General features: G+C 58.3%; 19 protein-coding genes and 1 pseudogene. 6 read left to right on the forward strand and 14 right to left on the reverse strand.

The window, feature by feature from the left end; genetic code table 11:
- The first annotated feature begins 210 nt into the window (after positions 1 to 210).
- Complete coding sequence (locus tag PSH88_RS25675) at positions 211 to 528, forward strand: DUF3509 domain-containing protein (RefSeq protein ID WP_123496706.1); 318 nt, start codon at positions 211 to 213, stop codon at positions 526 to 528.
- Here the strand turns inward: PSH88_RS25675 and PSH88_RS25680 are convergent.
- Entirely contained in the window at positions 525 to 1,025 is a 501-nt protein-coding gene (locus PSH88_RS25680; protein ID WP_305423430.1) for a phosphate-starvation-inducible protein PsiE, read from the reverse strand. The genes PSH88_RS25675 and PSH88_RS25680 overlap by 4 nt on opposite strands.
- 359 nt (positions 1,026 to 1,384) lie before the next feature.
- Between PSH88_RS25680 and PSH88_RS25685 the strand changes: the two are divergent.
- Positions 1,385 to 1,639, forward strand: a pseudogene (locus PSH88_RS25685) (YebG family protein); the annotation flags it as partial.
- 160 nt (positions 1,640 to 1,799) lie between these two features.
- Here PSH88_RS25685 and PSH88_RS25690 read toward each other — a convergent pair.
- From PSH88_RS25690 to PSH88_RS25705, 4 genes are all read right to left on the reverse strand, one after another.
- A complete protein-coding gene (locus PSH88_RS25690) occupies positions 1,800 to 2,909 on the reverse strand; it encodes a dihydrolipoamide acetyltransferase family protein (protein ID WP_305423431.1) in 1,110 nt (369 codons plus the stop codon).
- A gap of 27 nt (positions 2,910 to 2,936) precedes the next feature.
- Positions 2,937 to 3,923 (reverse strand): alpha-ketoacid dehydrogenase subunit beta, encoded by a 987-nt coding sequence (locus tag PSH88_RS25695; protein ID WP_305423432.1) that lies wholly within the window; start codon positions 3,921 to 3,923, stop codon positions 2,937 to 2,939.
- Positions 3,916 to 5,010: a pyruvate dehydrogenase (acetyl-transferring) E1 component subunit alpha gene (gene pdhA, locus PSH88_RS25700; RefSeq protein ID WP_305423434.1), complete on the reverse strand. Its 1,095-nt coding sequence runs from the start codon at positions 5,008 to 5,010 to the stop codon at positions 3,916 to 3,918. The genes PSH88_RS25695 and pdhA overlap by 8 nt, the downstream gene beginning before the upstream one ends.
- Positions 5,011 to 5,141: 131 nt before the next feature.
- On the reverse strand, positions 5,142 to 6,161 hold the full coding sequence (locus PSH88_RS25705; protein ID WP_305423435.1) for a Glu/Leu/Phe/Val dehydrogenase family protein: 1,020 nt from the start codon (positions 6,159 to 6,161) through the stop codon (positions 5,142 to 5,144).
- Positions 6,162 to 6,344: 183 nt separating this feature from the next.
- Here PSH88_RS25705 and PSH88_RS25710 point away from each other — a divergent pair, with 183 nt between their 5' ends.
- Positions 6,345 to 7,148: a SirB1 family protein gene (locus tag PSH88_RS25710; RefSeq protein ID WP_305423436.1), complete on the forward strand. Its 804-nt coding sequence runs from the start codon at positions 6,345 to 6,347 to the stop codon at positions 7,146 to 7,148.
- A 112-nt stretch (positions 7,149 to 7,260) separates the two neighbouring features.
- Here PSH88_RS25710 and maiA read toward each other — a convergent pair whose 3' ends face one another.
- From maiA to hmgA, 3 genes are read right to left on the reverse strand one after another with little or no spacing between them, the layout of a single operon-like run.
- On the reverse strand, positions 7,261 to 7,896 hold the full coding sequence (maiA, locus tag PSH88_RS25715; RefSeq protein WP_305423437.1) for a maleylacetoacetate isomerase: 636 nt from the start codon (positions 7,894 to 7,896) through the stop codon (positions 7,261 to 7,263).
- 12 nt (positions 7,897 to 7,908) lie between these two features.
- Positions 7,909 to 9,213 (reverse strand): fumarylacetoacetase, encoded by a 1,305-nt coding sequence (gene fahA / locus PSH88_RS25720; protein WP_305423439.1) that lies wholly within the window; start codon positions 9,211 to 9,213, stop codon positions 7,909 to 7,911.
- A 3-nt stretch (positions 9,214 to 9,216) separates the two neighbouring features.
- Positions 9,217 to 10,521, reverse strand: coding sequence for a homogentisate 1,2-dioxygenase (gene hmgA, locus PSH88_RS25725; RefSeq protein WP_305423440.1), 1,305 nt, complete (start codon positions 10,519 to 10,521; stop codon positions 9,217 to 9,219).
- 164 nt (positions 10,522 to 10,685) lie between these two features.
- Between hmgA and PSH88_RS25730 the strand changes: the two genes are divergently transcribed.
- Complete coding sequence (locus PSH88_RS25730) at positions 10,686 to 11,465, forward strand: IclR family transcriptional regulator (protein WP_305483402.1); 780 nt, start codon at positions 10,686 to 10,688, stop codon at positions 11,463 to 11,465.
- A gap of 18 nt (positions 11,466 to 11,483) precedes the next feature.
- On the opposite strand, the gene PSH88_RS25735 is transcribed toward PSH88_RS25730, so the two are convergent.
- The 6 genes from PSH88_RS25735 to PSH88_RS25760 all read right to left on the reverse strand — a co-directional run bounded on the left by PSH88_RS25735 (position 11,484) and on the right by PSH88_RS25760 (position 21,681).
- Positions 11,484 to 14,492 carry a dermonecrotic toxin domain-containing protein gene (locus PSH88_RS25735; protein WP_305423441.1) on the reverse strand — a complete coding sequence of 1,003 codons (3,009 nt, stop codon included), beginning with the start codon at positions 14,490 to 14,492 and terminating at the stop codon, positions 11,484 to 11,486.
- On the reverse strand, positions 14,434 to 15,009 hold the full coding sequence (locus PSH88_RS25740) for a hypothetical protein (protein WP_305423443.1): 576 nt from the start codon (positions 15,007 to 15,009) through the stop codon (positions 14,434 to 14,436). Before PSH88_RS25740 ends, PSH88_RS25735 begins: the two co-directional genes overlap by 59 nt.
- Positions 15,010 to 15,188: 179 nt before the next feature.
- Positions 15,189 to 17,741 (reverse strand): LuxR C-terminal-related transcriptional regulator, encoded by a 2,553-nt coding sequence (locus PSH88_RS25745; protein WP_305423444.1) that lies wholly within the window; start codon positions 17,739 to 17,741, stop codon positions 15,189 to 15,191.
- Between the two features lie 140 nt (positions 17,742 to 17,881).
- Positions 17,882 to 19,249 carry a DUF1329 domain-containing protein gene (locus tag PSH88_RS25750; protein WP_305423446.1) on the reverse strand — a complete coding sequence of 456 codons (1,368 nt, stop codon included), beginning with the start codon at positions 19,247 to 19,249 and terminating at the stop codon, positions 17,882 to 17,884.
- A gap of 23 nt (positions 19,250 to 19,272) precedes the next feature.
- Positions 19,273 to 21,066 carry a DUF1302 domain-containing protein gene (locus PSH88_RS25755; RefSeq protein WP_305423448.1) on the reverse strand — a complete coding sequence of 598 codons (1,794 nt, stop codon included), beginning with the start codon at positions 21,064 to 21,066 and terminating at the stop codon, positions 19,273 to 19,275.
- Between the two features lie 348 nt (positions 21,067 to 21,414).
- Positions 21,415 to 21,681, reverse strand: coding sequence for a hypothetical protein (locus tag PSH88_RS25760; RefSeq protein WP_305423449.1), 267 nt, complete (start codon positions 21,679 to 21,681; stop codon positions 21,415 to 21,417).
- A gap of 345 nt (positions 21,682 to 22,026) precedes the next feature.
- On the opposite strand from PSH88_RS25760, the gene ltrA reads away from it, so the two are divergent.
- The gene (gene ltrA / locus PSH88_RS25765; RefSeq protein WP_370694672.1) at positions 22,027 to 23,343 is read left to right on the forward strand and encodes a group II intron reverse transcriptase/maturase; all 1,317 of its coding nucleotides are present in this window, start codon (positions 22,027 to 22,029) and stop codon (positions 23,341 to 23,343) included.
- 280 nt (positions 23,344 to 23,623) lie between these two features.
- Positions 23,624 to 25,576, forward strand: coding sequence for an S-type pyocin domain-containing protein (locus tag PSH88_RS25770; RefSeq protein WP_305423451.1), 1,953 nt, complete (start codon positions 23,624 to 23,626; stop codon positions 25,574 to 25,576).
- Position 25,577 lies beyond the last annotated feature (1 nt).

Here is a 25,577-nt window from a genome sequence, read left to right on the forward strand (position 1 = left end):
CGGGCAGGCAAAAAGAAGGCGGGCCAGAGTGCCCGCCTTCTTTTTGCCATGTTCATTGCCCCATCGTTTTCCCGGCATGCACCTTGCTTTGCCTCCTGCGTTGCACGGATGAAAGTTACATGAACAGGGAAAGCCGATGGTCTGGTGTTACGAACTAATCCCGATCACGGCTGGTCAACAACTGCACGTTCAATCAGGCGGTGACGCATCATGGACAACCCCTTTCAACTCATTACCGATGCCTTTGCACCGGATTATCAAGTCAACCTGAGCATTCAGGGTCTGGACGGCAGCATCATGCTGACCCTCTCCAAAAGTGGCCGTGTGGTGGCCAAACGGATGATCAGCGCCGAACAGCGCAATGATCCCAAGCGCCTCAAACGCCTGGTGCAAAGCATTCAATTCGGCATCGCCATCGAACAGGGCCACAGTGCCGTGGCCATCCTTGAAGCCATGACCGACGGCGACAATCGCAATCCGCCGCCGCCCTTGGTCAAATCCCGGCCTCGGCCTTCAATGGGGCTTTAAATCTCACCCTTCTCCACCTCGGGATGCTCACCGGAACCCGCACCGATCTTGCGTTGCGGGTGTTCGATCTTCACCGAAGGAAACTGCGACGAGGCGTAACGCACCACCAGAATCGCAAACGCCAGCAGCAGAATCCCGCCGCACAGGTAGATGATCCCCAAGTCTGGCGGATTGTGGTGCGAGACATTGGAGATGAGCAGCCGTGTCAGCGCAGTGATCGCCACGTAGATCAGAAACCGCACCGGCATGTGGTTGGTCTTGAAGTAAATCCCGACCATCGCACCCAGTTCCAGGTAAATGAACAGCAGCAAGATGTCATCGATCTTGATGTGCCCCTGTTCGAGCATCCCGAGAAATTCCATCACCGCCGCCCAGGCGGTCACCGCACCGATGGCGAACAGCGCCAGGTAGTGGAAGGTCTCGACGAACAGGTTGCCCAGGGACTCGGCCAGTTGGTGCACGTTCTGCCGCAGTTTCTCGGCCCAGTTGATTTTCACGATGGTTATTCCTTAGCTCGGTTCGAGCGGATGATGCGGGTTGGACGTGACGGTTGTTCTGCATGCAGAAAAAAGGCCAGATACTGTTGGGTGAGATGATGGCTGCGTGATATGAGACACGTTGGCGGTGATTGGACGGACGCCATCGCGGACAAGCCCGCTCCCACAGGGTCCGGCGGTGATCCTTGTGGGAGCGGGCTTGCCCGCGAATGGAGCGACACGGTTCACCTGACAAACGCCGATTACGGTCTACATTAAAAAGCCACTACCCAAAGCGCAGGGATTCGCTTATCCTTTTCGCTGTATATAGATACAGTAGTCGAAACAGACAACTAATGTGAAGGCATGTGAGGTGGTGAATGGCCGTCGAAGTGGTATACCGCAGCAGCCGAGATCTGGAGCGCTTGTTCATGGATAAAGCCGAAGCTGACCGTCATGACAAAATGCTCGAACTGGCCGAATTGCTGGCTGAAGTGTTGCAAAAAGCCGTTCCGTCCCTGACCGAACAGCAAGTGGAAGAAGCCGGGATCTACATGGCGAAGAACCGCGATGTGTTCGCCAAGGCATTCAAGAGCCAGCCGGATGCGCTGTCCGAACTGCTGAATGCGCCTGCCGAAGTGGTTGAACCTGTTGCAGTCGCTGCACCTGTTGAAGTGGCCCCCGCTGAGCCGACCAAGCCAGCCAAAGCCGCGAAGACACCCAAGTAAGCAATGCCCGAATTGAATAGGCCCTGAGTCCAAATGGCTCAGGGCCTTTTTCATGCCTGCGGGAAACCTAGATCTCAGGTTGTTCCAGCGCCTCGACCAACGCTTTGAAGAACCGCGCCGCCTCGCCGCCGGTGACCACCCGGTGATCAAAGGTCAGGGACAGCGGCAGGATCGGGTGCACCACCACCGTTCCTTCGACCGCCACCGGTTCATCGCGGATCGCCCCGGCAGCGAGGATCGCCACTTGCGGCGGCACTACCACCGGGTTGGCGTAGCGGCCGAACAAGGTGCCGAAGTTCGACAGGGTCAGGGTCGCGCCCATCATTTCCTGGGGCGGGATCGAGCGTGCCTGCACATCGGCCCGCAGACGCATCACACCTTCTTTCAAATCCGCCGCCGTGCGCTGACCGACATCGCGCAGCACCGGCACGAACAAGCCATCCGGCGTATCCACGGCAATGCCCAGATCGAGCCGTTCGTGCTGTTTGAGCGCCAGGGTTTTACCATCGAAGGCGCTGTTGAGCACCGGCTCTGCGGCGCAGGCTGCCGCCATGGCCTTGGCCAGACGAATCAGCGGTTCTCGCGCCTGGCCCCAGCGATGCAGATCGGCATCCCCGAAAATCGTCACTGGCACCACTTCGGCATGGGATCTGGCCATGTTCAGTGCCATGCTGCGTCGCACGCCACGCAGCTTCTCACCGCCGAAGCGTTCGCGTTCGGTCTGGGCCGCGTTTTCTACGTCGCTGCGGGTGATCTGGCCGTCCTGGCCCGAGCCGACCAAGGTGCTCAGTTCAACGCCAAGCTGGCGAGCCAATTGACGCACCGCCGGCGTGGCGCGGTTCGCCAGGTGTTCACGAGTCGAAGGCGCAGCGCCGATAAAAAATGCATCTTCCTGATTTGTGCTGCCGCCCTCAAGCCGCCCCACCACAGTGCCCGCATCCGCTTCGCCTTCGTAACCGAGCAGAGGTTCGCCAACGTGAAGGATGTCGCCCTCGCCACCGAATGTTTTCGCCACCACGCCGTCGTAGGGTGCGGGAATGTCCACCAGCGCCTTGGCGGTTTCCACCGACACCAATAGTTGGTCGGCCTTGACGGTATCGCCGACCTTGACGTGCCAACGAACGATTTCCGCCTCCTGCAAGCCTTCGCCCAGATCCGGCAGTTTGAAATATTTCATCGCAACCTCCTCGGCTTCAGGCGTTCCTCAGGGGTGATGCAGCACGGTGTCGCAGGCATGAAGAATGTCTTCGACCCCAGGCATGTACAGCGATTCCAGTCGATACAGCGGCGGCGGAATGTCTGGCGCGGTGACTCGCTGGATCGGTGCCTGCAAATCCAGAAATACCCGCTCATAAAGGCTCGCGGCGATTTCCGCGCCGACCCCGCAGGAGCGTGGCGCTTCATGCACGATCACACAGCGACCGGTCTTGCGCACCGAGGCCTCCATCGTGTCGAAATCCAGCGGTTTGATACTGGCGACATCAATAACTTCCGCCGAGACGCCCTGCTCGGCCAGTTGCGTGGCGGCTTGCAGGGTTTCCATCACACTGGCGCCCCAACTGATCAGGGTAATGTCGCTGCCTTCGCGCAGGGTGAAGCAGCTGTCCAGCGGCAGGCGCTTGCCGTCATCCAGCAGCGGTTGCGGGTTCATTCGGTAGAGTCGGGTGGGTTCGAGAAATATCACTGGATCCGGGTCGTCGATGGCCGCGAGCAGCAAGCCATAGGCCCGAGCCGGCGAGGACGGGATCACCACCCGCAGCCCCGGAATATGCGCGAACAGGGCTTCGGTGCTTTCGCTGTGATGCTCCGGCGCGCGAATCCCCGCGCCCATCGGCGAGCGCATCACCATCGGGCAGGTGAGCCGCCCGCGGGTGCGATTGCGCATGCGGCTGGCGTGGGACACCAAGTGCTCCATGGTGGCGTAGATGAAGCCCATGAACTGGATTTCCACCACCGGTTTCAGGCCTTGGGCCGCCATACCCACCACTAGCCCACCGAGCATGGTTTCGGCCAGCGGTGAGTCGATCACCCGCTTGAATCCAAAGCTGTCGCGCAGGCCCAGCGTCGCGCGAAAAACCCCACCGTTCACCCCGACGTCTTCACCCAGGACGATGACGTTTTCGTCCTCGCGCATGGCCCGATGCAACGCCAGATTCACTGCTTCCAGCAGCGTCACCTTACCGTTACTCATGGCCCGAACCTCCCGTGCGGCGCGCCACCCGTTCGAGAAATTCTTCGCGCTGTTCAGCCAAGGCTTGCGGCCACTGGGCGTAGACATGATCAATCACTGATTCCGGTGACTGCATACCCGCCGCTTCGAAGTTATCCACAGCACCCTGAATCAAGCCCTGGCATTCGCTGATCAGTGCCTGTTCGCGGCTTTCGTCCCACACGCCCTGACCGGCCATGAAGCGTTGTAGCCGCTTGATCGGTTCTTCGAGCCAGGCCTGCTTGACCTCGTCCGCCGACCGGTAGCGCGTGGCATCGTCGGCAGTGGTGTGATCGCCGAGGCGATAGCTCAGGCATTCGAGTAACACCGGGCCTTTACCGTGACGCGCCCGTTCGAGGGCCGCTTGCATGCGGTCATAAACGGCGAGCATGTCATTGCCGTCGACTTGCTCGCCGTGGAAGCCGGCGCCAATGGCTTTCTGCGCCAGGGTCGGGGCACCACACTGAATGCGCCGCGGCACCGAGATCGCCCATTGGTTGTTGTTGATCACAAACACCACCGGCAACTGCCAGGCGCCCGCAACATTGAGGGCTTCGAGGAAATCACCTTTGCTGGTTCCGCCGTCGCCGCAAGTGGTGACGGCGACCCGATGCTGGCCACGGATTTTGAAGGCGCTGGCGACACCGCAGGCATGCAGGGCCTGGGTGGCAATCGGCACGCAGATCGGAAAATCCTCAGCGACCGCGGGGTCGGCAAAGTCGCTGCCACGCTCATCGCCGCCCCAATACAGAAGGATTTCTTCCATGCGCACACCGCGCATCAATTGCACAGCGGTGTCGCGGTAATACGGGATCAGTACGTCTTCGGCGTGCATCAGGCTGCCAACCGCGACGCCAATGGCTTCCTGGCCCAAGGTTGGTGCGTAGGTGCCGATGCGCCCGGTGCGCTGCAAGGCGACAGCTTTCTGATCGAAAAGGCGGGTCAGGACCATCTGCCGATACAGGCGCGTCAGCAGATTGAAGTCGTCGGCCCAGGAGGGAAGATTGCCGAGTAAATGGCCGTCAGGGGATAAAAAACGGGTGTAGGGCAGCTCAACCTTGTGAAGCATCACAGGGCTCCTGGCACGCGGGGTCGGCGTGCAATGGTCAGCCCCCACGCTTGTGGCGCAGGGTTTGGGGAGCGAGTTGGCCGGATAGGCACTCGCTCCTTTATCGATTCAAACTGTTCACTCGTGCTGCATCACCGGTACAGCACTTTCTCCGCCAACTCATCCGCCACCCGGGCCGGGGAACGCTTTTCCGCTTGGGCATGGGCGAAGACTTCGGTTAGCCGTGAACTGATTTTCGACAGGTGCGCGGTGATGGTCGTCAGCTCTTCCCCGCGGTGTTTGAGCGACACGTAGATCAGCCCGCCGGCATTGATCACGTAATCGGGTGCATACAGAATGCCCCGGCGCTCCAGCTGATCGGCGATTTCCAGATGGATCAATTGATTGTTTGCCGAACCTGCGACCGCAGCGCAGCGCAGTTGCGACACACTGTTGCTGTTAAGCACAGCGCCCAGGCCGCAGGGCGCGAGTATGTCGCACGGTGTGCTGAGCAGCGCATCGTTGGCGATCGGATGAGCACCCAACTGCTCCATGGCCAGCTGCACCTTGCCGTGATCGATGTCGCTGACCAGCAGCTCGGCACCGGCCGCGTGTAGCTGTTCGGCCAAGGCATAACCGACATTGCCCAGGCCTTGAATGGCTATGCGCAGTCCTTCGAGATTATCGCTGCCCAAGCGGGCCATGGCAGTGCTGCGAATACCGGCAAACACGCCCATGGCGGCATGCGGTGCGGGGTCGCCCGCGGCAGTGGTACTGGTGACGAATTGGGTCTGTTGGGCGATGCAGTCCATGTCCGCCACGGAGGTGCCGGCGTCGATGGCGGTAATGTAGCGACCGTCGAGTTCGTTAATGCAGCGCCCGAAGGCTTCAAATAGCGCGGCGCGGTTTTCCACATGGGCCGGGCGAAGAATCACCGCAACGCCACCGCCCTGAGCCAGGCCGGCCAGGGCCGCCTTGTAACTCATGCCTTGGGCAAGGCGCACAGCATCCTCGATCGCGGCTTCATCGCTGGGGTAAGCAAGGTAACGACACCCGCCCAGGGCAGGTCCCAGACGGCTGTTGTGGATGGCAATCACCGCCTTCAATCCGGTGACCGGATCGACGCTCAGGTGCAGCGATTCAAGGCGAGTGCTTTGCATGAGAGCGAACATCGTAGGGCTCCCGAATCACTTCTTGTAGTCGCCAGTATAGGCTTGCGCACAAAAATTGCAGAAGCGCACCGGAATAAGCGACGCCGCTTTGAACGCTTTCAGACATAACCTGTTACCGCCTGTGTGCAGCACTGGACGAAAGCCTGCGACGGGGCTAAAACGAGGCATTCCCCGGAGATTTTGATGACCCCGCGCCAACGTTTTTTCGACTGTCTGCAACGATCACCGCCCGCGCTGTTCGAGGCGGCGCTGTGGATGGCCGTCGAACACGATAAAGAGCTGGATCCCGAGGCCGTGCTGGCGGACTTCAAGGACCTGCAACAGCGGGTCAGCTACGGGTTGCCGATGCTGCCGGTGAGCGAATTGGCTCAACCATTGTTGCGGCGAATGAATGACCTGGGGTTCGCTCAGGACGACTTCACGCCCATGCGTCCGCAAGTGGCGTTACTCAATAAAGTGTTGGAACGTCGGCGGGGCCAGCCGCTGGCGCTGGGCCTGATTGCGCTGGAACTGGCCAGAAGGCTGGAGATTCCCATGGTCGGGGTCAACTTTCCCGGGCATTTCCTGCTGCGGGTGCAAGGCGCCGATCACCTGCTAGACCCGTGCGGCGGGCGACGGCTGTACCCCAATGATTGCCGCGAACTGCTGCAACGTCAGTACGGCCCGAACATGCAGCTCAGTGCCGAGCATTTACTCACTGCCGAACCGGTGCAGATGCTACAACGCCTGTCGCGCAACCTGCGCCAGTTGTACCTCACGAACGATGACTACATCGACGCCCTGATCGACGCCGAGCGCGTGCTTGAATTGGGCAACGCCAGCGCCTCCGACTATCTGGCCCGAGCCAGCCTCTACCAACGACTGGACTGCCCGAATGCCGAGCGCTTTGACCTGGAGCATGCGCTGCTGCTCAGCGACGACCCGATCCAGCGGATTCGCCTGACTGAACGATTAGGGCACCTACCGCCTAACTCAGTGGTTCACTGACTTCATGTGGGAGCGGGCTTGTTCGCGAAGAACGATAACGCGGTGCGTCAGAAATACCGCGGTGCCTTCTTCGCGAGCAAGCCCGCTCCCACATTGGGTCTATGTGAAGCCATTAAGGGGTATCGGGCTGATTCGCCGGATGGGCCAGGAAGAAGGCTGGATGTGTCGCCGCCAGCGCCGCCACTCGCCGAATTCGCGGGTAGGCTTCCAATGAAATATTGAAGCGCTCGGCCGCATACAACTGCGGGATCAAATAGACGTCCGCCAGCCCCGGTTGATCGCCAAAGCAATAACCGGTGTCACCGATCAATTGCTCCACCGTCGCCAACCCTTGGCTGATCCAATGACCGATCCACTCAACCACCTGCGGCTCATCGTGCCCCAATTGGCGCAGTTTATTGAGCACGCTGACGTTATGCAGCGGGTGAACATCGCAACCGATCACCGCTGCCACGCCACGCTCATGAGCGCGGGCGGCCAAGTCTTTGGACAGCAGCGGCACCTGTGGATAACGTTCCTCCAGGTACTCGATGATCGCCGGTGACTGGATCAGCAATTCTCCCTCATCAGTGCGCAAGGCCGGCACCCGGCCTTGCGGGTTGATGCTCAGGTACGTCGGCTGCCGATGTTCGCCACCTGGCGGCGCGATCAGGTTGATCGGCAGCGCCTGGTAATCCAGCCCCTTGAGCGCCAACGCAATACGCACCCGGAAAGACGAGGTCGAACGGTAGTAGGTATAGAGTTCCATGACCCGATCCTCTTAGCGCGCTGGCAGTACTTTGCCGCGGCATTCGCCGAAACCGATGGACGCAAAACCTTCGCGGCTGCAACGCGCCCGCAGGATGATTTCGTCGCCGTCCTCGAGGAATTTACGCACCTCGCCCGAGGCCAGTTCGATCGGCTTCTTACCGCCCTCGGTGATTTCCAGCAGGCTGCCGAACTGACCGCTCTCAGGACCGGACAGCGTGCCCGAACCGAACAGATCACCGGCCTGCAACTGGCAACCGTTGACGCTGTGGTGCGCAACCAGTTGCGCGACGGTCCAGTACATGTGTTGGGTGTTGCTGAGGGTCAGACGATGGGCTGGCAGATTTTGCTCGCGCATCGACTCGGTCAGCAGCAGCACTTCGAGTTCGATGTCGAAGGCTCCGGCGGCCTGATCACGTTTGTCGAACAGGTAAGGCAGCGGCTGCGGGTCACCTTCCGGACGCGCCGGCTGCGCACGACGGAACGGTTCCAGCGCTTCGGCCGTCACCACCCACGGCGAAATGCTGGTGATGAAACTCTTGGACAGGAACGGCCCCAGCGGCTGGTATTCCCAGGCCTGGATATCCCGCGCCGACCAGTCGTTGAGCAGGCAGAAACCGGCGATGTGCTCGGCGGCGTCACCGATGGCGATCGAGTCGCCCATGGCATTGCCCGGACCGATCCAGATGCCCAGTTCCAATTCGTAGTCCAGGCGTGCGCACGGACCAAACGTCGGCTCGGTCTGGCCGGCCGGCAGGGTCTGGCCTTTCGGCCGACGTACGTCGGTGCCGGACGGGCGAATGGTCGAGGCGCGGCCGTGGTAACCGATCGGCACGTACTTGTAGTTCGGCAGCAACGGGTTATCCGGGCGGAACAGTTTGCCGACATTTTGCGCATGCTCGATGCCCACGTAGAAGTCGGTGTAGTCGTTGATCTTCGCCGGCAGGTGCATCTGGCAATCCGCCGCCAGCGGCAGCAGTTTGGCGCCTTGGGCTTCGATCTTGCCGCGTAGGGTGCTGCCTTCGGCAAACAATTCCAGCAGACGTTCGCGCAAAGCGACACGAGCATCGCGGCCCAATTCGAAGAACGCATTCAGCTGACCACCACGGGTGGCTTCGACTGCTCTCTTCGCAATGCCATCGAACAGGCCGGCATCCAGTGCCGCCTCCAGATCAAAGATATGGTCGCCGATTGCCACGCCACTGCGCGGCGTGGAGCCCTTCACGCTGAATATGCCCAACGGCAGGTTTTGCAGCGGAAAATCCGCGTGGCCGTTGGCGGAGGCAACCCAGCTACGAGTGATGGAAGTCTGAGTCATGGGTTATCTCCGGGTCGGGTCGAAAGTGGCGGGCAACGTGGCCCAGCAGGCGTCGTAATTGTTTTGCAGTTGTGGGCAATCCAGGGCGAATCGGCTCGGGCGCAACACTTGGCTGGTCTCGAACATGAAGGCCATGGTGTTATCGATTTTAGCCGGCGCCAGTTCAGCGTTGATCGCCTTGGTGCAGGTCTCGCCGTCGGGGCCGTGGGCGCTCATGCAGCTGTGCAACGACGCACCGCCAGGCACGAAACCTTCGGCCTTGGCATCGTATTCGCCCTGGATCAGGCCCATGAATTCGTTCATCAGGTTGCGGTGGAACCACGGCGGACGGAACGTCTTCTCCGCGACCATCCAGCGTGGAGGGAAGATCACGAAGTCCAGATTGGCCAGACCATGCACGCTGGTCGGCGAGGTCAGGACGGTAAAAATCGATGGATCCGGGTGATCGAAACTGACCGTGCCGATGGTGTTGAAACGGCGCAGGTCATATTTGTATGGCACGTTATTGCCGTGCCAGGCGACCACGTTCAGCGGCGAATGATCAAGCTCGCAACCCCACAACTGGCCGAGAAATTTCTGTACCAGAGTGGTCGGTTGCTTGAGGTTTTCGTAATGGGCCACCGGGGTCATGAAGTCGCGGGGGTTGGCCAGGCCATTGCTGCCAATCGGCCCCAAATCCGGCAGGCGCAATGGCGCGCCGTGGTTTTCGGCGATGTAGCCGCGGGCTTGCGGATCGAGCAGTTCGACGCGGAATTTCAACCCGCGCGGCAGAACGGCGATTTCCAGCGGTTCCAACTCCAGCACGCCCAGTTCGGTGGCGATGCGCAAGCGGCCCAGTTCCGGCACCAGCAACAGTTCGCCGTCGGCGTTGAAGAACACGCGCTCCATGGAGCGATTGGCGCGGTAGTTATAGATACTGATCCCGGCCGGTTTTTCCGCGCCCGAGTTGGCGGCCATGCTCACCAGCCCGTCAATGAAATCGGTGGGTTCGGTCGGAATGTCCAAGGGGTTCCAGCGCAGGCGATTGGGGGTCACTTCACCCAGTGGGCCGCCGGCCAGCTGCCGATCCAGTTTGACGAATGCCGGGTGGTTGGCCGATGGCTGGATGCGGTACATCCAGGTCCGTCGTGCTTCGCTGCGGGGCATGGTAAAGGCCGTGCCGGAGAACAGTTCGGTGTACAAGCCATATGGAGTTTTTTGCGGAGAGTTCTGGCCGACGGGCAGTGCGCCGGGCAACGCTTCGCTGCTGAATTCGTTGCCAAAGCCTGACTGATAAGCCAGCGCTGGCGCCGTTGAATCGAGGTTCATGGAGCCTCCTGAACGGGAGTAGGCAATGGCCGGTCACTCTGCTGAAGAGGTCTTGGCACGCCTGGGTTATTTTTATCGTAATTCGATTACGCATAACGTAATTTGATTGGTATTGACCGTCAAGCTATAAAGACGCCCATTCGTCCCGGGATCACACCGCCTCCATGACCAGCGAAAGCAACGGTAAACAGAAAGTCCGCTCGGCCGAAGTCGGTACCGACATCCTCAAGGCGCTTGCCGAGCTGTCGCCCTCGACCTCGTTGTCGCGCCTGGCCGAACACGTGCAGATGCCGGCGAGCAAGGTTCACCGCTATTTGCAGGCGCTGATCGCCAGCGGTTTTGCCGAGCAGAACACCGCCACCAACCATTACGGCCTCGGCCGTGAAGCGCTTCGGGTCGGTCTGGCTGCGTTGAACAGTATGGACGTGCTGAAAGTCGCCGCCCTGCCCTTGGCCGAGTTGCGTGACGAGCTGAATGAGACCTGCTTTATAGCGGTGTGGGGGAATCAGGGCGCGACGGTGGTGCACATCGAACCGGCGGTGCGCGCGGTGACGGTGGTCACGCAATTGGGCTCGGTTTTACCGTTGCTCAGCTCGTCGACAGGGCTGGTGTTCAGTGCCTATTTGCCCCATCGCGAAACCGATGAGTTGCGCGATCTCGAAGTCCGCGCCGTCGATGTTCATCCGTTGGCCGATGAGCAGGCTTACACCACATTGTGCGAACAGATCCGTGAACGCGGCTTGCACCATGTTCACGGCTTGCTGATGCCCGGCGTGGATGCGTTGTCGGCGCCGGTGTTCAATGCGGTCGGCCAAGTGGCGGCGGTGATGACCATCGTCGGCCCGACCTCGTTGTTTCACGCCGATGAAAACGGCCCGGCGGCGCAGCGTTTGCTGGCAGCGACCCGGGCTGTGAGTTGGCGGATGGGGTATCAGCCGGAATAACGGATAACCGGTGCAGAATCAACCTACGATTCGAGTTTTGCTGTCCTGGATCGAATACGCAGACGTGACTGCCGTTATGTACTCGATGCCCATTGGAACCCCGGTCACGGTCGATACAATCTCGGAAATATCTTTCACTTGCGATAGCAGGCCCACCGCTGACACGGATACACCGACTCCTGCAATCTTGCCCGCATAAAAGGTGATGGCGCTTCTCCAGGCAGAGGCAAAATGCGCATTGGCGGCGCGTTCATTGCCCTCACTATGGGCAATGAAGCCTTGTACGATCGAGCGCGTTATCCTCAAGAGACTCGCCGCCAAGCCAACGGGCGGAACAAACAAGGAAACAACGTCAACGGCCAATTCGGTAACGATCATCACGTCGCGCCAGAAGGATTCCGAACTGCTCGTTGTCTGGTAATCGACATCCTTGATGAGGCGCCAAACCATTCTGTCGTACTCGGAATTGAAGTGAGACACCGGTGCGCTGCCTAGTAACATTGGGGCTGGTAATGCGGACCCATTCGCAGTCTCTCGGCACTTGTCGACATAACGTTGGATGACGCCCCGATCACTCAACTTGGCAAGGCCAACGACATGCTCGCCAAGAGTGTAATTTTTCAGGTCCTGGGTCAGCGTACCGATGGGGCGGAACTCCAACCCATCCGGAGCTTTGGGTAGGTAAATCAGGAACTCGAGTTTCCCTGCCACTACGCGGCCGAAAACGTACCCCCCCTCTATACGCTTATTCTCCAGCACGAGCTCACAGATACCCGCACGCGGTGGACTCCCGTTCAAGACCAGCCCCGTGTCGAGACCCACTTCGCGATCCAGATCTTCGATCAGCCCCTTCAACCATTGAAAGTGTTCGTTGGGCAGAGAACCCCGCATTTTTTGTACCAGTGCAGCCCTAAGCATTTCATTTTGCTTGGTCTTGCAATAGAGCTTGGCCTTGAGATTGTGGGAGGGCGTATTCAGGAAATTCAGTTTTAAATATTCCTCATATTTCTCACCTGGCAACAAATCAATCAGTGCGTTGATGGTAGACACACCCAGTCGTCCCAGGGAGGTGTTGTCGAGGGATTGGAATGTCGCGGTTCTATTCGCTTCCTTGATTTTTATCAGAATGTCGCCTGACGGGGTGAGATAGGAAAACAACTTTTCGAACACTGAAACATCGCTGCGCCAGTACTCCCATTGAATGAAAAGGTTCGTGAGCGTCATCCAGTCCTGTCCCTGCAGCTTGACAGTCACTCGATCGGGATCGATTTCGGGATGAGCACCGGATTGACGGAGGTAATCGTTCAGCGCGTTCATCACCAGTTTTCGGGAGAAACCGGCAAACGATTCAATATGCAGCGGCTCTTTGGATACTTCGTAGATGGCCTTGTAATCGGTATTTAACCGGGTAAAAAGCTCACGATCCTCGCGGCCAGCGCTCCTGTACCAGTCGGGAGTGACGACCTTTTCTTCGACAATTTCCCAGTCGATGATTTTCTCGATAGCGCCCATTAATGGACCGAGGTCCATGCCGGACGACCATTCCACCAGACTGATACCGTCCCACCACCAACTTTCGAACACAGTCCTCGATTTAACTTCAGAGAGATAGTCCTCCACAAGTTTCGCGCGATCTACGCTGTGAGCCTGCCCGATCAGAAAATCGCGACCCTGTTTTTCAAAACCCCAATTAATGAACTGACGCTTCAAGGCTGTCAGATCAGAAAACTCATACCATTCCTGGCCGGTCGGTGCACCGGGGGCATACAACACATGGGGCAAGCGATCAGGTGTGGCACTTTTTGTGCGATAGACAATCATGTCTTTGAACGGTCGAAACCAACTGCGGAAAGCAACACTGAATGCCTCTTGCGTCGTATCACCAAACTGATAGCGCATAACGATATCCTGTGCTTTCGGGCTGATGTGCTTTTGAAGAATCGCTGCAAAGTTACTGAGCGCGGTCTGCCTCCCCAGAACTTCTCGCATTGCCTCTTTAACTTGCGGATCAAGATAGCGATTGTTTCGTTCACTGGCGTACTTCAAACGAAGATCAAACTGCTTGATGGCGTACTCGATATTCGAAAGCGTCAATCTTGGATTGTTATGAAAAGCTTCGAACTGAAGCTCGAGCCGTCCGACTGCATCATGCAAACCATACATGAACACCTGCGTTAAGTTTTTACGCTCAACATGCTCGATTACTTTACCCCCCATACGTACCGAGTGCTTCACTGACACCCAAACGGTATCGGGGTCGACACGCTTGTCATCACCACCAGAAAGATGCTCCTCCACGACTCGCCGAACATACTCCTTAAATGAAGTCAGACCGTTCATCGCATGATGAAGATTAACCTGACTCCTCAGTAACTCCTGCTCCAAGGAGACATAAATTTCCTGATTTTCTGGGTAACTATTCTTCACCCATTGCGGCCAGGCGTTTCTGGAAATCAACTTTATCAGTTTGGTCGTCCGCCTCTTCGCATCCTGGGTCAACTCATCCAGATGCTGTACCGACTCTAACGAATGAAGAACATTTTCTACATCAGCATTCGGCGCCTGCATCTGACGAAGATAGGAGGCAATGTTATTTCGCTGCTTATCAAGCAGTTTCAAGGTGAACGGTTGAAAAATCCCTTCATGATTTTTCAAATAACGGATGGCCGGAGCACCTCTGACTTGCTCAGCCTCATCCAGCGACACATTCTTGAGCAAGTCCGCACGAGTATCCGCCTCGCCCAGGCGTTTTTCCAAGGCCCGATGCAGCGCCGACGAAGTCTCAAATGCTTCTACCCCTTGGCCCGGGGTATAAAGAACGACCGGATAATCATTCTCAGGAATGAGTTCGTTAAGGGATTGGCCATTCAGATACATGACGAAACAGCATGCCAGCGTTGCGAATCGGCCATCCTCCAGTTCCACCGAAACACCGTAAGAAGATCCCCGACCATCACTATCGATAAATCTATTGATGTCTTCTTCTACTTCTCGCTTCAGCCCGCCCTCTTGTACATAGGCTGCCAACTCCTGCCAGAAAAGTGTTGCCTGCAGGTTTTGAAAGCTCGTGCTGCGTGGAGGCAGCGCCCCCCCCCTTGGCGTCGGAGCCAGGGGACGCTGACCAGTATTGATCCAGAGTCGCTGTGTATTTTTGCGCCAAAGTCTTTAACACGTCACTGATCAGGTTACCCAACGCCACCACGTCCAAACCGTGGATTCGACTCTGTTCATCTGTCGAGTCGAGCCAGTCATAGACGCCATATTGACTCTCGTCATAAACCGGAGCGCGCCCGCGAATCAGGCACGCCATGAATACATTCATCAACGAGCCTGTTGGTTCCTGACTATTACTGCCAACACGACTGTTAATGAAAACCCTGCTGATGTAGACCTCCGGCAACAAACGCTGAAGTTCTTTCAGTACACAGTCCTGCAGCACAACTTTGAACGACGGGATTTTTTTCTGATATTCCGTCAACGACGCCAGAGCCTCATTGATCTTGATCAGGTTCTTCTGCGCAACCAACGATCCTTCGTTAATCATATTTGCTTTCCATTAATGCACTTTTAAAAAGAAGTGACCAGACTCACCACTTCACCAGTGCTATTAACTTAAACCAGAAGAAAACCACAAAGACACTTCAACTTCTTTTCAACCCATGTAGAAACAATCCGACATCAAAGCTATAAAATAAAATACACCCCTACTTTAAAAACACACTATCAGCACAACCCCAGCAATCTAGCCTTGGCGACAGCATGAGTTCTACGCTCCACTCTTAACTTTCCATAAATTCGCCGCACATGTGTTTTGACTGTATGTAATGATATGAATAGCATCTCGGCTATTTGCTGATTTGAATTGCCCGACGCAATCAATGCGAGCACTTCCGACTCTCTCAGGCTCAGTGGACTCTCGCGAAGTCCTTCTTGAGGTCCCTGCTCGCCCTGATCGATAACGTGCAATTCTGCTAGAAGGTTGGGGCAACGCATACGTAACTGGAACAACATCTGTAGCAAGTTACAACGGCAAGCTTTGTCTTTGCCTTTCTCGAAATACTGCCGGGATAACAGAGGTTCGCCCAATATGAAGGCCGCCTCGGACATCGCCAGAAATAACTCGGCCTCCAAGCTAATCATCCCATTCATTTGTGCTTGCTCAAGCAGGATGGAGAGCCGAGCCAGAGGATCCTCCACCCGCTGCAGTTTGACCTCAGCCAGAATCAACAAATACTCAATTCGCGGAATCAACTCCAGTGTCGCCGGCGGTGCCTGCCGTGCCTGTGGCCCCTGATAGTGTCTGAGCACCCTGCTCAACGCCTCGCGGGCCAGTTCGGGACGCCCCTGTTGCAACCAGCACTGACTGCTGACCTGCAACAGGGCACCACGGTAGACCGTGTCCGGAATCTGCCGCTGCTGCATCAATCGCTCGGCATCGCGCAGGCGGACGAAGGCTTGGGCGTAGTCGCCCTGATTGGCGGCCAGTTGTGCCTGCCCGAGAAAACCGTACAGCGCACGCTTGTCTTGATTGCGAACGCAGTCCTCCAACCCGGCCTGAAAAAAATCTGCTGCCCGCTCATCCAGTCCCTGACACAAGGCCAGGCGCCCGCGACGCAAGGCGATTCGCCCCAGTAGAGGCGCAGCGCGGTCAGATTGCAGGCAAAGCAGTTCATGAATATTGGCGAGCAGACTTTCAGCGCGCCCGGGGGCTCCACGCTGCTCCAGCAACTGCGCATGATCGAGTTCCATCAAGCCCTCGAACACCAGCGAACCTTGCGCCCGCGCCAGGCACAGCGCCTCGCGGTTATGGGCTTGCGCCACGTCGAGTTCGCCCCTTAGCAATGCCTGTTGCGTCAAACCGGACAAACACATCAGGCGCGCCGTCCAGCATTCGGGATCGAGCGCGCTCAACGCGTCAAGGAAGTGCGCGCGCGAAGCCTCCATTCGTCCCTGCAAATGCAGCAACCAACCCTGCAATGCCTGCCAGCGTGCAATCAATTGACGCTGAAGCACCGCCGAGGGTTGAGGCGTGAAATGCGCCAAGTGAGCGATGCTGGCGGTCGCCTGTTCGAAACGTCCGGCGAACAACAGCGCAGCTGTAATCAATCCGACCAATTGCGGACTGCCCAGCGTCAGTTCCCCTCCTTGCTGCTCATGCAAACGCAACAACAGCACCACCGTCTGCTCCTCGAACAAATGCTCGAAACTGAAGTGCTGCAACAGGCTGACCGCCACTTCGTACTCCTCGGCAAGCAATGCCTGTTCGAAGGCCGATTTCCAGTCCTGTTCGGTACAGAACCATTGGCAGGCACGCCGATGCCAGGAGCGTCCCGCCGGCCATGGCTCATCGCGCAACAACTGGGTGAACGGGGTGAATATCTGCAGCCAATCGGTGGAGTCCCCCCAAGGTTCGATAAAACAGCCCAGCGTTTGCAAGGTCCGCAAGTACTGAGCGCCCTCTCCTGCCCCGAACAGGTGATCGCACAGGCGGGCATTGAAGCGGGGCAAGTGGGCCAGTACGCGCCAGGCCTCGCTCAACTCCGGTGTCAGCGAACTGAATAACTCGTGCTCCAGGTAATCGAGTAAGGTGTCCGCCCGCCCCTGGGGTTTGTCCTGGCGCGACCAGTCGCATTTCTGCAGCAGCGCAATGCGCACACCGGCACACCAACCGCCGGTGCGCTGAATAACCCGACTGGCCACCTTGCTCGCCTGATCCGGCACCCAGGGGCGCAATAGCTGCTCGACTTCATCTGAGGTAAAAGCCAGCGAAGCACTCTCGCACTCGTACAATTCATCATCGAGCAACAGCCGTGGCCAGTTGCATGGCGGCCGGCGACGGGCGCCCAGCCACCAGGTCAGCATCGGGCTGCTGATCGCCAGCATACGATCCAGTAACAGATCCAGCTCCGGGTTCGGCAGGCGGCAGTAGTCATCGAGAAACAGCCAGGTCGGCGTCTGCAATCGCGCCAGACAGCCCAGCAACCCGGTTTCATCCGATGAGGCCAGCCCCAGGGTTTCTGCCAGACGATGACGAAAATCCGCCGCGCTCGACGCCACGCCAGATAATGGCAACCAATGCACTCGACACTGGCTGGGCGCCTGCAACAGGCATTCGGCGAGCAGCGCGCTCTTGCCACTGCCGGCGGGTGCGCAGAGTAATTTCACCCGTGCCGTTGAGGCCAGTAACGGTTCGCTCAAGCGAGCCCGCGACAGGTGATGAGAGGACAGGCGGGGCAGGAATCCAGAACGGTCCAGACACGGAGTCATGGCGGTCATTGCGGCGTGCCTTTTTATAATTGTCCGGCCACCCTAGCCCTCTCCAACCCGCTTGTTGAGAAGTATTCAGGACGCTGATTGGCGCCCATAAAAAAGGCGACCCGCAGGTCGCCTCTGGTGATGTCGATGTATCAAAACCCTTACCGAACGCCCTCGGCGCGCAGGGCCGACGGGGTGTAGTCCGCAGACTTGGCCTCGAAGCCGAATTCGAAACTGTGCTTCTCTTCGTTCTTCATTCCCAGGGCAATGTATCGGCCGGCGATGATGTCGTAGAGCGCCTCGAGGGTGTAGGCCGGCGTCTGGTGATCGTAGTAATACTGGGCATGACCTTCGCCCACCCGCCACAGTTGACCGCGACCGTCGTAATGATCCGCCAGCGCCACTTGCCAGCTGTCTTCATCGAGGTACATGTGGCGCTTGGCGTAGATGTGCCGCTCGCTCGGCTTGACCGTGCCGACCACTTCCCAGACCCGGTGCAACTCGTAGCGGGTCAAGTCCTGGTTGATGTGCCCGGCCTTCACCACGTCATCGTACTTGAGGCTCGGCGAGTCAAGTTTGTAGCTGTTGTAGGGGATGTACATTTCCTTTTTGCCGATCAGTTTCCAGTCGTAGCGATCCGGTGCGCCGGAGAACATGTCGAAGTTATCCGAGGTGCGCAGGCCGTCAGCGGCGGTGCCCGGACCGTCGTAGGCCACTTGCGGCGCACGACGTACCCGACGTTGACCGGCGTTGTAGATCCACGCCAGCCGCGGCTCTTTCACCTGATCAAGGGTTTCGTGCACCAGCAGCACGTTCCCCGCCAGCCGCGCCGGCGCGGTCACCGACTGCTTGAAGAAGGTCAGCACGTTGGCGGCTTTGTCCGGGTCCAGGTCCTTCATCAGTTGCGGTACGGCGATTTCTTCCTCGAAGCGGATCGACGTGTAGCTGCCGTTGGTCTGCGGGGTCACCTGGGTGATGATGCGTCGCTGATTGCCGCCGTGGTAACGGGTGATGTGGTTCCACAGCACCTCGACGCCGTTCTTCGGAATCGGGAATGCGTAGTAGCGGTTGCCGGTGAAATTGGCCAGACCGTTACCGTCGTTGATGCTGGTCACGTTCAGCGCGCTGCGCTTGGCCGATTCGTAGATCTCCGGCGGCAGGGCGACGGTACGGTGGGTCGTGTAGACCGGGATCTTGTAGGTTTGCGGATAGCGCTTGAACATCGCTATCTGACCGTCCGAGAGTTTGTCTTTGTACTTGTCGACGGTCTCGGCAGTGATGGTAAACAGCGGTTTTTCACTGGCGAACGGGTCGGCCAGAAAGCCTTTGCCGTCGACCGCGCCGGCGTTTTTCGGGATGCCGCCGGTCCAGGCCGGGATCGAGCCATCGGCATTGCCGGCCTTCTCGGCGCCCAGCGGCGTGAGGGTCGCACCGAGCTTGTTGGCTTCTTCCGGCGAGACCGCCGCCATCACGTTGGCGGCCAGCAGACTCAGGGCCAGGGCGCCGCATTGCAGAATCATCTTGCGCATTGAAATCATCCTTCTCAGCCAGATCAGAAGTTCACGCCAAAGCTCAGCGCCAGGAAGTCACGGTCTTCCAGGACGTTGTAATCACCGCCGAAGAAATCGGTGTAACTGAGGCTCGCGGTATAGGTGTTGCGATAGTCGGCATCGACACCGACGCTGACCGCCTTGGCGCCTTCGTTGAACAGCCCGTTGGGGCCATAGCCGGCGACGTCATGGGACCAGGACAGGTTGGGTTTGAGGTTGATCCCGCCAATCACGTTGGCGTAATCGAGGATCGCCCGGGCGCGGTAGCCCCAGGAGGTAGAAGTGACGAAGCCGTCGGTATCGCCACCGAAACCGTACTGGCCGTAGACCGAATCACGGCCATAACGCAGCTTGCTCCGCGACTCCAGACCACCGACTCGTACCACCGCAGCTTCACCGACCAGGGTCAGTCGTTGGGCGCCCAACACTTGGTCGAAGAAGTGCGTCAGGGTACTTTGGACCTGGGTCACTTCCTTACGGCGATAACCCGTGTTGTCGGCACCTGGCCGAGTCGCGACAGGCGATGCGGCGCCGCCAGCGATCGGGTTAAGCAACGCCAGGGTCAGGTCGTTGGTGTTGACCTGCACCGGAGCGTTGGGCCGGTAGCTGATTTCGCCGGTCCAGGCAGTGCCGGTGGGCAAAGTGGTGGAGAAGCTCGCACCGTACAGACGAATGTCTTCCGGGTATTCGAGGTAGTACTGGCCGCGCCCGAGCATCACGCTTTGGGCCAGGCCCGAGCCGCTGCCCGGGGCTAGACGGTTGGCGGCGCGGACCATGCCCGGCAGGCTGGCCAGTGTCGACAGCCCGGCGGTAGTGGTGCCAACGGTTGGTGTACGACTGTGGTAATTCATAAAGTAGAGGCCGTATTCGGTGTCGTCACCGAGCCAGCGCAAGGCTGTGCCCCACTGCCCAGAATCCCGGGCATCACGGTCGCCGCCACGGGGCACGATCACGCCCTCGCGGGTGACCTGAATAGGTTGGCCAAAGGCTGCCGCGAGCGGCGCCAACGGGGCAATCGCCGGGCTGCCGACGGTGTAACCGTTGTTGCAACCGTCCGCCGCCACGTCGACACCGAAGAAGGTGCCGCAATTGTCGAGAACGGTCTGATCCCACTCCAGTTGGTAGAAACCTTCCACCGTGAGCTGGTCGGTCAGGCCCTGGGAGGCGAACAGCATGTTCACCGGAATCAGGCCTTCCTTGATCTCGGCGCCAGGACGTCGGAACGCGGAAACGTCGACCGGGTTGATGCTGTTGATCGAGTTGCCAATGAAGGTGCTTTCACCCCAACTGACCACCTGCTTGCCGGCGCGCACGGTGCCCGGCAGATCGGCGATGGAATAGTTGTGATAGACGAACGCATCGAGGATCTGTGCGCCCGAAGACTTGGCGCCCTCTTTGCGACCGCTGTCGCTGATCTGCTTGAACTCGCGGTCTTCGTCCTTCAGCTCGAAGTCGTACCAGTACTTGCCACGGACGAACACACCGGTGTCGCCGTACTTCAATTCGAGGTCGTGGATGCCCTTGAAGATCTTGGAGAAGGTTTCGCCTTTCTTGAAGTTCAGGCGCCCGTCATCACCGGTTGAAGACTGGCCAGTACCGCCGTTGACGGTGCCCACCAGTGACTTGTCGGCATCGCGCATGCCCCAGCTCGCGCCGACCGACAACGAGGAATCGAACTGCCCCTCGATTTCGCCGATGTTGAATGAAACGGCCTGCGCCTCGGCGCAGCAACCCAAGGCCACCGCAGCGGCCAGCGCTTGCGGTTTGAAGATGGCGCGCATTGTTGTTTTTGTCATGCGTCTTCCCCGGTGAGTGACAGAAGGCCCCACCCTACTGCCGCGCGCCGGGAGCGATAAGCGCACCAAGGAGGTATTCGCGTTGTACCTCCAAAGGATGAATGCCCGCATGGGACGGGGGTTTGCGCGGGGTATGGATGGGCTGGATGGAGGGTTATCAGCGGGACGCATGGAAGGGCGTGTAGCAGATGGCGCAGCTTCGTTTGCTTGTAGCAGCTGCCGAGCTCGCGAGGCTGCGTTCGGCAGCTGCTACAGGGGTCAGCCTGCGACTGTTGCTAAGACTGCAACAGTGCATGTCTGGAATCGCTATTTTTCCTTTGCGCTCAAGCCCTTATTCTTGCCGGGCTTTCACGGCAAACGGCCTGAAAGCACGAAGCGACGGGGATGATAGACCCACCCCGTTGGCGACAGAATCCAGATGATTTGAAGCGTATTTTTTCGACTCATCGCCCCCTGTTCACTGACGTTGTTTTGTTGCTCCTTGATCCAACGTCTTACTTTGGCCGCTGCGTTTGCAGCGGCCTTTTTTATGGTGCGCCCAGCATGGGCGCAATCTTGTGGGTGAAAGTCCCGCCGTAAGCTGGCCACAGCGAACGAAGTGAAGCGCAACTGCATGAGGGCGACCGAGTGTGGGGAGGAAGCGTGAATCGAAACCGTGAGCCGATGAACAAGAACCGGATACAAGGCGAAGCCGATCAGGGCGAGCGGGCCGTAAACCGCGAAGCTCTTGTGGTCAAGGATCAGGCTGCGTAAATCCGGCGGTTGTGCGGGGAAGGATTGTGTTCTTACCTGGGGAGATCTCGCCTTGTGCCTGAAAGGGCGACGGTGCAAGCCGGAGCGAGAAGTCAGCAGAGGCCGTAGTAGTCATCTTTTTTTGACGAAGGGCCGAACGAGAGAAAGCGTTATAGGCCATGTTGATGCGAAAGACCGGAAGTCAGATGCCTGCCAAACGCGGGGCGGATGGAGATAACGAGCGGTGAAGCCGTGAGAAGTCCTGTCAGCGACGAGGTCGATCGCCCGCAAGATGAATCCGACAATGCAGGGCAAGGGCTGCTGGAACGGGCCTTTGCGAGAGAAAACCTGAAGCGGGCGTGGAAGCGGGTCAAGGCCAACAAAGGTGCAGCGGGAGTCGACGGTCTGGACATTGAACAGACCGCCGAATATCTGCTGACTCAGTGGGCGGCGATTCGTGAACAGCTTCTATCAGGTGTCTACCGGCCCAGTCCGGTACGCCGAGTGGTCATTCCCAAACCTGACGGCGGTCAGCGCGAGTTAGGCATCCCGACGGTCACCGACCGTCTGATCCAACAAGCCTTGCTGCAAATCCTGCAACCACTGCTCGATCCAACCTTCAGTGAACACAGCTATGGCTTTCGCCCGGGACGCTCTGCGCAGGATGCCGTTATGGCGGCTCAGCGCCATGTGTCCTCGGGACGCAAGGTGGTGGTGGATGTTGATCTGGAGAAGTTCTTCGATCGGGTCGACCACGACATCCTGATGAATCGCTTGCGCAAACGGATTGCGGATCGGGCGGTTATCCGGCTGATTCGGGCCTATCTGGATGCCGGAACGCTGATCAATGGCATGGTCGAGAAAAGCCGCGTCGGGGCGCCGCAAGGCGGCCCGCTGTCGCCATTGTTGGCGAATGTGCTGCTGAACGAAGTGGATCGGGAGCTTGAACGTCGAGGGCATTGCTTCGTGCGCTATGCCGACGATGCGAATGTGTACGTTCGCAGCCGCAGGGCTGGGCAGCGGGTAATGACTTTGCTGAAGCGCCTGTACGAAAAGCTGCACTTGAGCGTCAATGAGAGCAAGAGTGCGGTGGCGAGTGCGTTTGGTCGCAAGTTTCTTGGGTATGCCTTTTGGGCATCGCCCAAAGGCGTCAAAAGAGCCGTGGCGATCAAGGCGCGCAAGCAGTTCAAGCAACGGATACGCGAACTGACCCGCCGCTCAGGTGGCCGCAGTATGCGACAAGTAGTCGAAAATCTACGCCCTTACCTCTTGGGCTGGACAGCTTACTTTGGGTTGTCACAAACCCCGAAAATCTGGCGAGAGCTGGATGAATGGATACGACACCGACTGCGAGCGATCCAACTGAAGCAATGGCGGCGTGGACCGACGATCTACCGCGAACTGAGGGCGCTGGGAGCCAGCAGCCAAACGGCCCGCAGAGTGGCGGCCAACTCGCATAGTTGGTGGCGTAACAGCCGATTTGAGCTGAATCGAGTGTTGGATATAGCGTGGTTCGACAGACTGGGTCTGGTACGACTCTCATAACCTCAATCTCTCGAACCGCCCGGTGCGGACCCGCATGCCGGGTGGTGTGGCAGGGGAGCGGCCTGTGAAGGCCGTCCCCTATGCCGATTGGGTTTGTTTCCGAGATAAAACTTCATGTTTCCTACATCACTGTCGGAAACACTCACCTGCCCGGCTTTTACGATGGAATTTATAGTCTTTCTCGGCGCCCTGGATGGCGCTGACACACAGGACCATAAACGGCCGTCATCATTGGATGCCGGCATGGCTATTCCAGTATTGGAATCGAAAGGAATTCGATATGCCGCAAGAAAAAAACATCCTTGTTAATAGAGGTATACCTCGCAAGCCTTCATCGCCTTTTGGCTTCGGATTTGGCGCCGGGGGCGCGTCAGGCCCCGACCACTCCGATCGTGGATATGACTTAATGGATTCCGCCACTGATTGGCTGAATGACAACAATGCTTATACCGAGGAACTCTTCAACGAAAACTTCAAGAACATCATTCATATAACCAATGCCGAACTCGCAAATACAAGAGCGGCTGTTGCGGCTGTTGTCCCCCCTGGAACCGATGTTCTTGAGATTGAGTTACGGACGCTTGAGCTGCAACTTTTCAAAGCAAGGACAGATCATCAAGAACAGATAAGAGTAGCCAATCTTTATTATGGCCATGACCCACTGACCAAGGGTTTCGAGGCCCCCGCGGGTCGTCGCTCAGGGCAAATAGGTTATTACAGAGCAGTAGAAAAATGGAATATCTCTTACGCCGCAGCTTACGAGGCGAAGTTCCTGGCTGAGCAGATAAAGCTGTTGGACGCCCGCTTAGCCACACAAAACAACGCCATTGCCGACGCCAATGAAAAAGCGGCGGCAGCGGCTCAGGGAAGAGCCCAGGCTGAAGCCCGACGCGTGGCCGAGGAACAGGCGCGAATGGCCGCGGAAGCAGCACGCAAAGCCAAAGAGGCGAAAGAACAAGAGGAGATTGCTGCAAAAAGGCGTACGAAAACGGATGCCCAGCTCAAAAAACTGTATGCATTTATCGCGGCCATGGACGCAGCCAGAGCCAATCGACCGTTTCCCGTATCGGGATCGGCTGTGGCACTTGGCCCGGTTTTCACCTTGGCAACGGGTCGTCTCGCCACCAATCCAGCCACTACCCAGGCAATCAGGGGCGCGCTGCAAAGCGCAGTAGCCGTCGTGATTGCGGCGGGTACCGCGTCGGCAGGTGCGATGATGGTCGGATTCGCCGCACTGCTGTTTCCCTCGCCACTAGGTAACAGCGATCGGCGCGAAATGAGCATCCCGCCGATTTCGGATCTGGTGCCCGACAACCTCCACAACTGGAGCCTCTCACTCTCGACATCCGAGCCTGACGATCTCCACGCCTTGAGCGTCCCGCTCTCGGATCTCGTGCCCGGCGGCCTCCCTGACTTGCACGCCATCGCCGAGGCCAATGGATACATTGAACTGCCGGTTGCGATGGGCTCAAGGACTGTGGGCAATACCACCGAGTTTTTTGTTGCGGCCACCCACGGAACGGCGGCTCCTTCCAAAATGCCGGTGCAGCTCGCCACGCTCGACACGACACTGAACGCCTACAGGTCCTACAATCCGGATGCCCCATCCATCGGCATGACCTGGACGCCGATAGTCAAGCCGAACAACGCGTCAACCTCCCTCCCGGCGAGCGAACGGAATGTCGTCGTTTACGACGGCACTACGGTGACCGCTCTCGAAGGAAGGGTCGATACGTTCCCGGAGCTGGATCTCTACAGTTTTGGGGGCTTCATCACGGTGTTTCCGGCTGAGTCGGGTATGCCGCCTGTTTACACGATGTTCAGGGATCGGCGGAATGAGCCTGGTGTGGCTAGCGGATTCGGACAAAAAATTTCAGGGACATGGTTATCCTCAGCATCACAAAGAGAGGGAACGCCTATCCCGTCGCAGATTGCAGATCAGTTGCGAGGGCGCCAATTCAAGACGTTTAGAGCCTTTCGGGAGACATTTTGGAAAGCTGTAGCAAATGATCCATTCTTGATTGCTCAGTTCACCTTATTCAACAAATTTGATATTAGAAATGGTCTATCACCAAGCGCCCCGCCTTCGGAGCAAGTGGGTAGACGTACGAAGTTTGAGATTCACCATGTTACGCTTATCAGTGAGGGTGGCTCAGTCTACGACATAGACAATCTTCGTCTACTGACACCAAAGCAACACATTGAAACCCACTCCAAAAATGGAGAACTATGAG

The organism is Pseudomonas wuhanensis (genome assembly GCF_030687395.1).
Classification (GTDB): domain Bacteria; phylum Pseudomonadota; class Gammaproteobacteria; order Pseudomonadales; family Pseudomonadaceae; genus Aquipseudomonas; species Aquipseudomonas wuhanensis.

Coding starts and splice junctions, on each gene's coding strand:
- PSH88_RS25740 (WP_305423443.1), bottom strand. CDS start 15,009: ATGATTAACGAAGGATCGTTGGTTGCGCAGAAGAACCTGATCAAGATC.
- PSH88_RS25690 (WP_305423431.1), bottom strand. CDS start 2,909: ATGAAATATTTCAAACTGCCGGATCTGGGCGAAGGCTTGCAGGAGGCG.
- ltrA (WP_370694672.1), top strand. CDS start 22,027: ATGGAGATAACGAGCGGTGAAGCCGTGAGAAGTCCTGTCAGCGACGAG.
- fahA (WP_305423439.1), bottom strand. CDS start 9,213: ATGACTCAGACTTCCATCACTCGTAGCTGGGTTGCCTCCGCCAACGGC.
- pdhA (WP_305423434.1), bottom strand. CDS start 5,010: ATGCTTCACAAGGTTGAGCTGCCCTACACCCGTTTTTTATCCCCTGAC.
- PSH88_RS25750 (WP_305423446.1), bottom strand. CDS start 19,249: ATGCGCAAGATGATTCTGCAATGCGGCGCCCTGGCCCTGAGTCTGCTG.
- maiA (WP_305423437.1), bottom strand. CDS start 7,896: ATGGAACTCTATACCTACTACCGTTCGACCTCGTCTTTCCGGGTGCGT.
- PSH88_RS25705 (WP_305423435.1), bottom strand. CDS start 6,161: ATGTTCGCTCTCATGCAAAGCACTCGCCTTGAATCGCTGCACCTGAGC.
- PSH88_RS25770 (WP_305423451.1), top strand. CDS start 23,624: ATGCCGCAAGAAAAAAACATCCTTGTTAATAGAGGTATACCTCGCAAG.
- PSH88_RS25675 (WP_123496706.1), top strand. CDS start 211: ATGGACAACCCCTTTCAACTCATTACCGATGCCTTTGCACCGGATTAT.
- hmgA (WP_305423440.1), bottom strand. CDS start 10,521: ATGAACCTCGATTCAACGGCGCCAGCGCTGGCTTATCAGTCAGGCTTT.
- PSH88_RS25730 (WP_305483402.1), top strand. CDS start 10,686: ATGACCAGCGAAAGCAACGGTAAACAGAAAGTCCGCTCGGCCGAAGTC.
- PSH88_RS25760 (WP_305423449.1), bottom strand. CDS start 21,681: ATGCAGTTGCGCTTCACTTCGTTCGCTGTGGCCAGCTTACGGCGGGAC.
- PSH88_RS25755 (WP_305423448.1), bottom strand. CDS start 21,066: ATGACAAAAACAACAATGCGCGCCATCTTCAAACCGCAAGCGCTGGCC.
- PSH88_RS25695 (WP_305423432.1), bottom strand. CDS start 3,923: ATGAGTAACGGTAAGGTGACGCTGCTGGAAGCAGTGAATCTGGCGTTG.
- PSH88_RS25745 (WP_305423444.1), bottom strand. CDS start 17,741: ATGACCGCCATGACTCCGTGTCTGGACCGTTCTGGATTCCTGCCCCGC.
- PSH88_RS25710 (WP_305423436.1), top strand. CDS start 6,345: ATGACCCCGCGCCAACGTTTTTTCGACTGTCTGCAACGATCACCGCCC.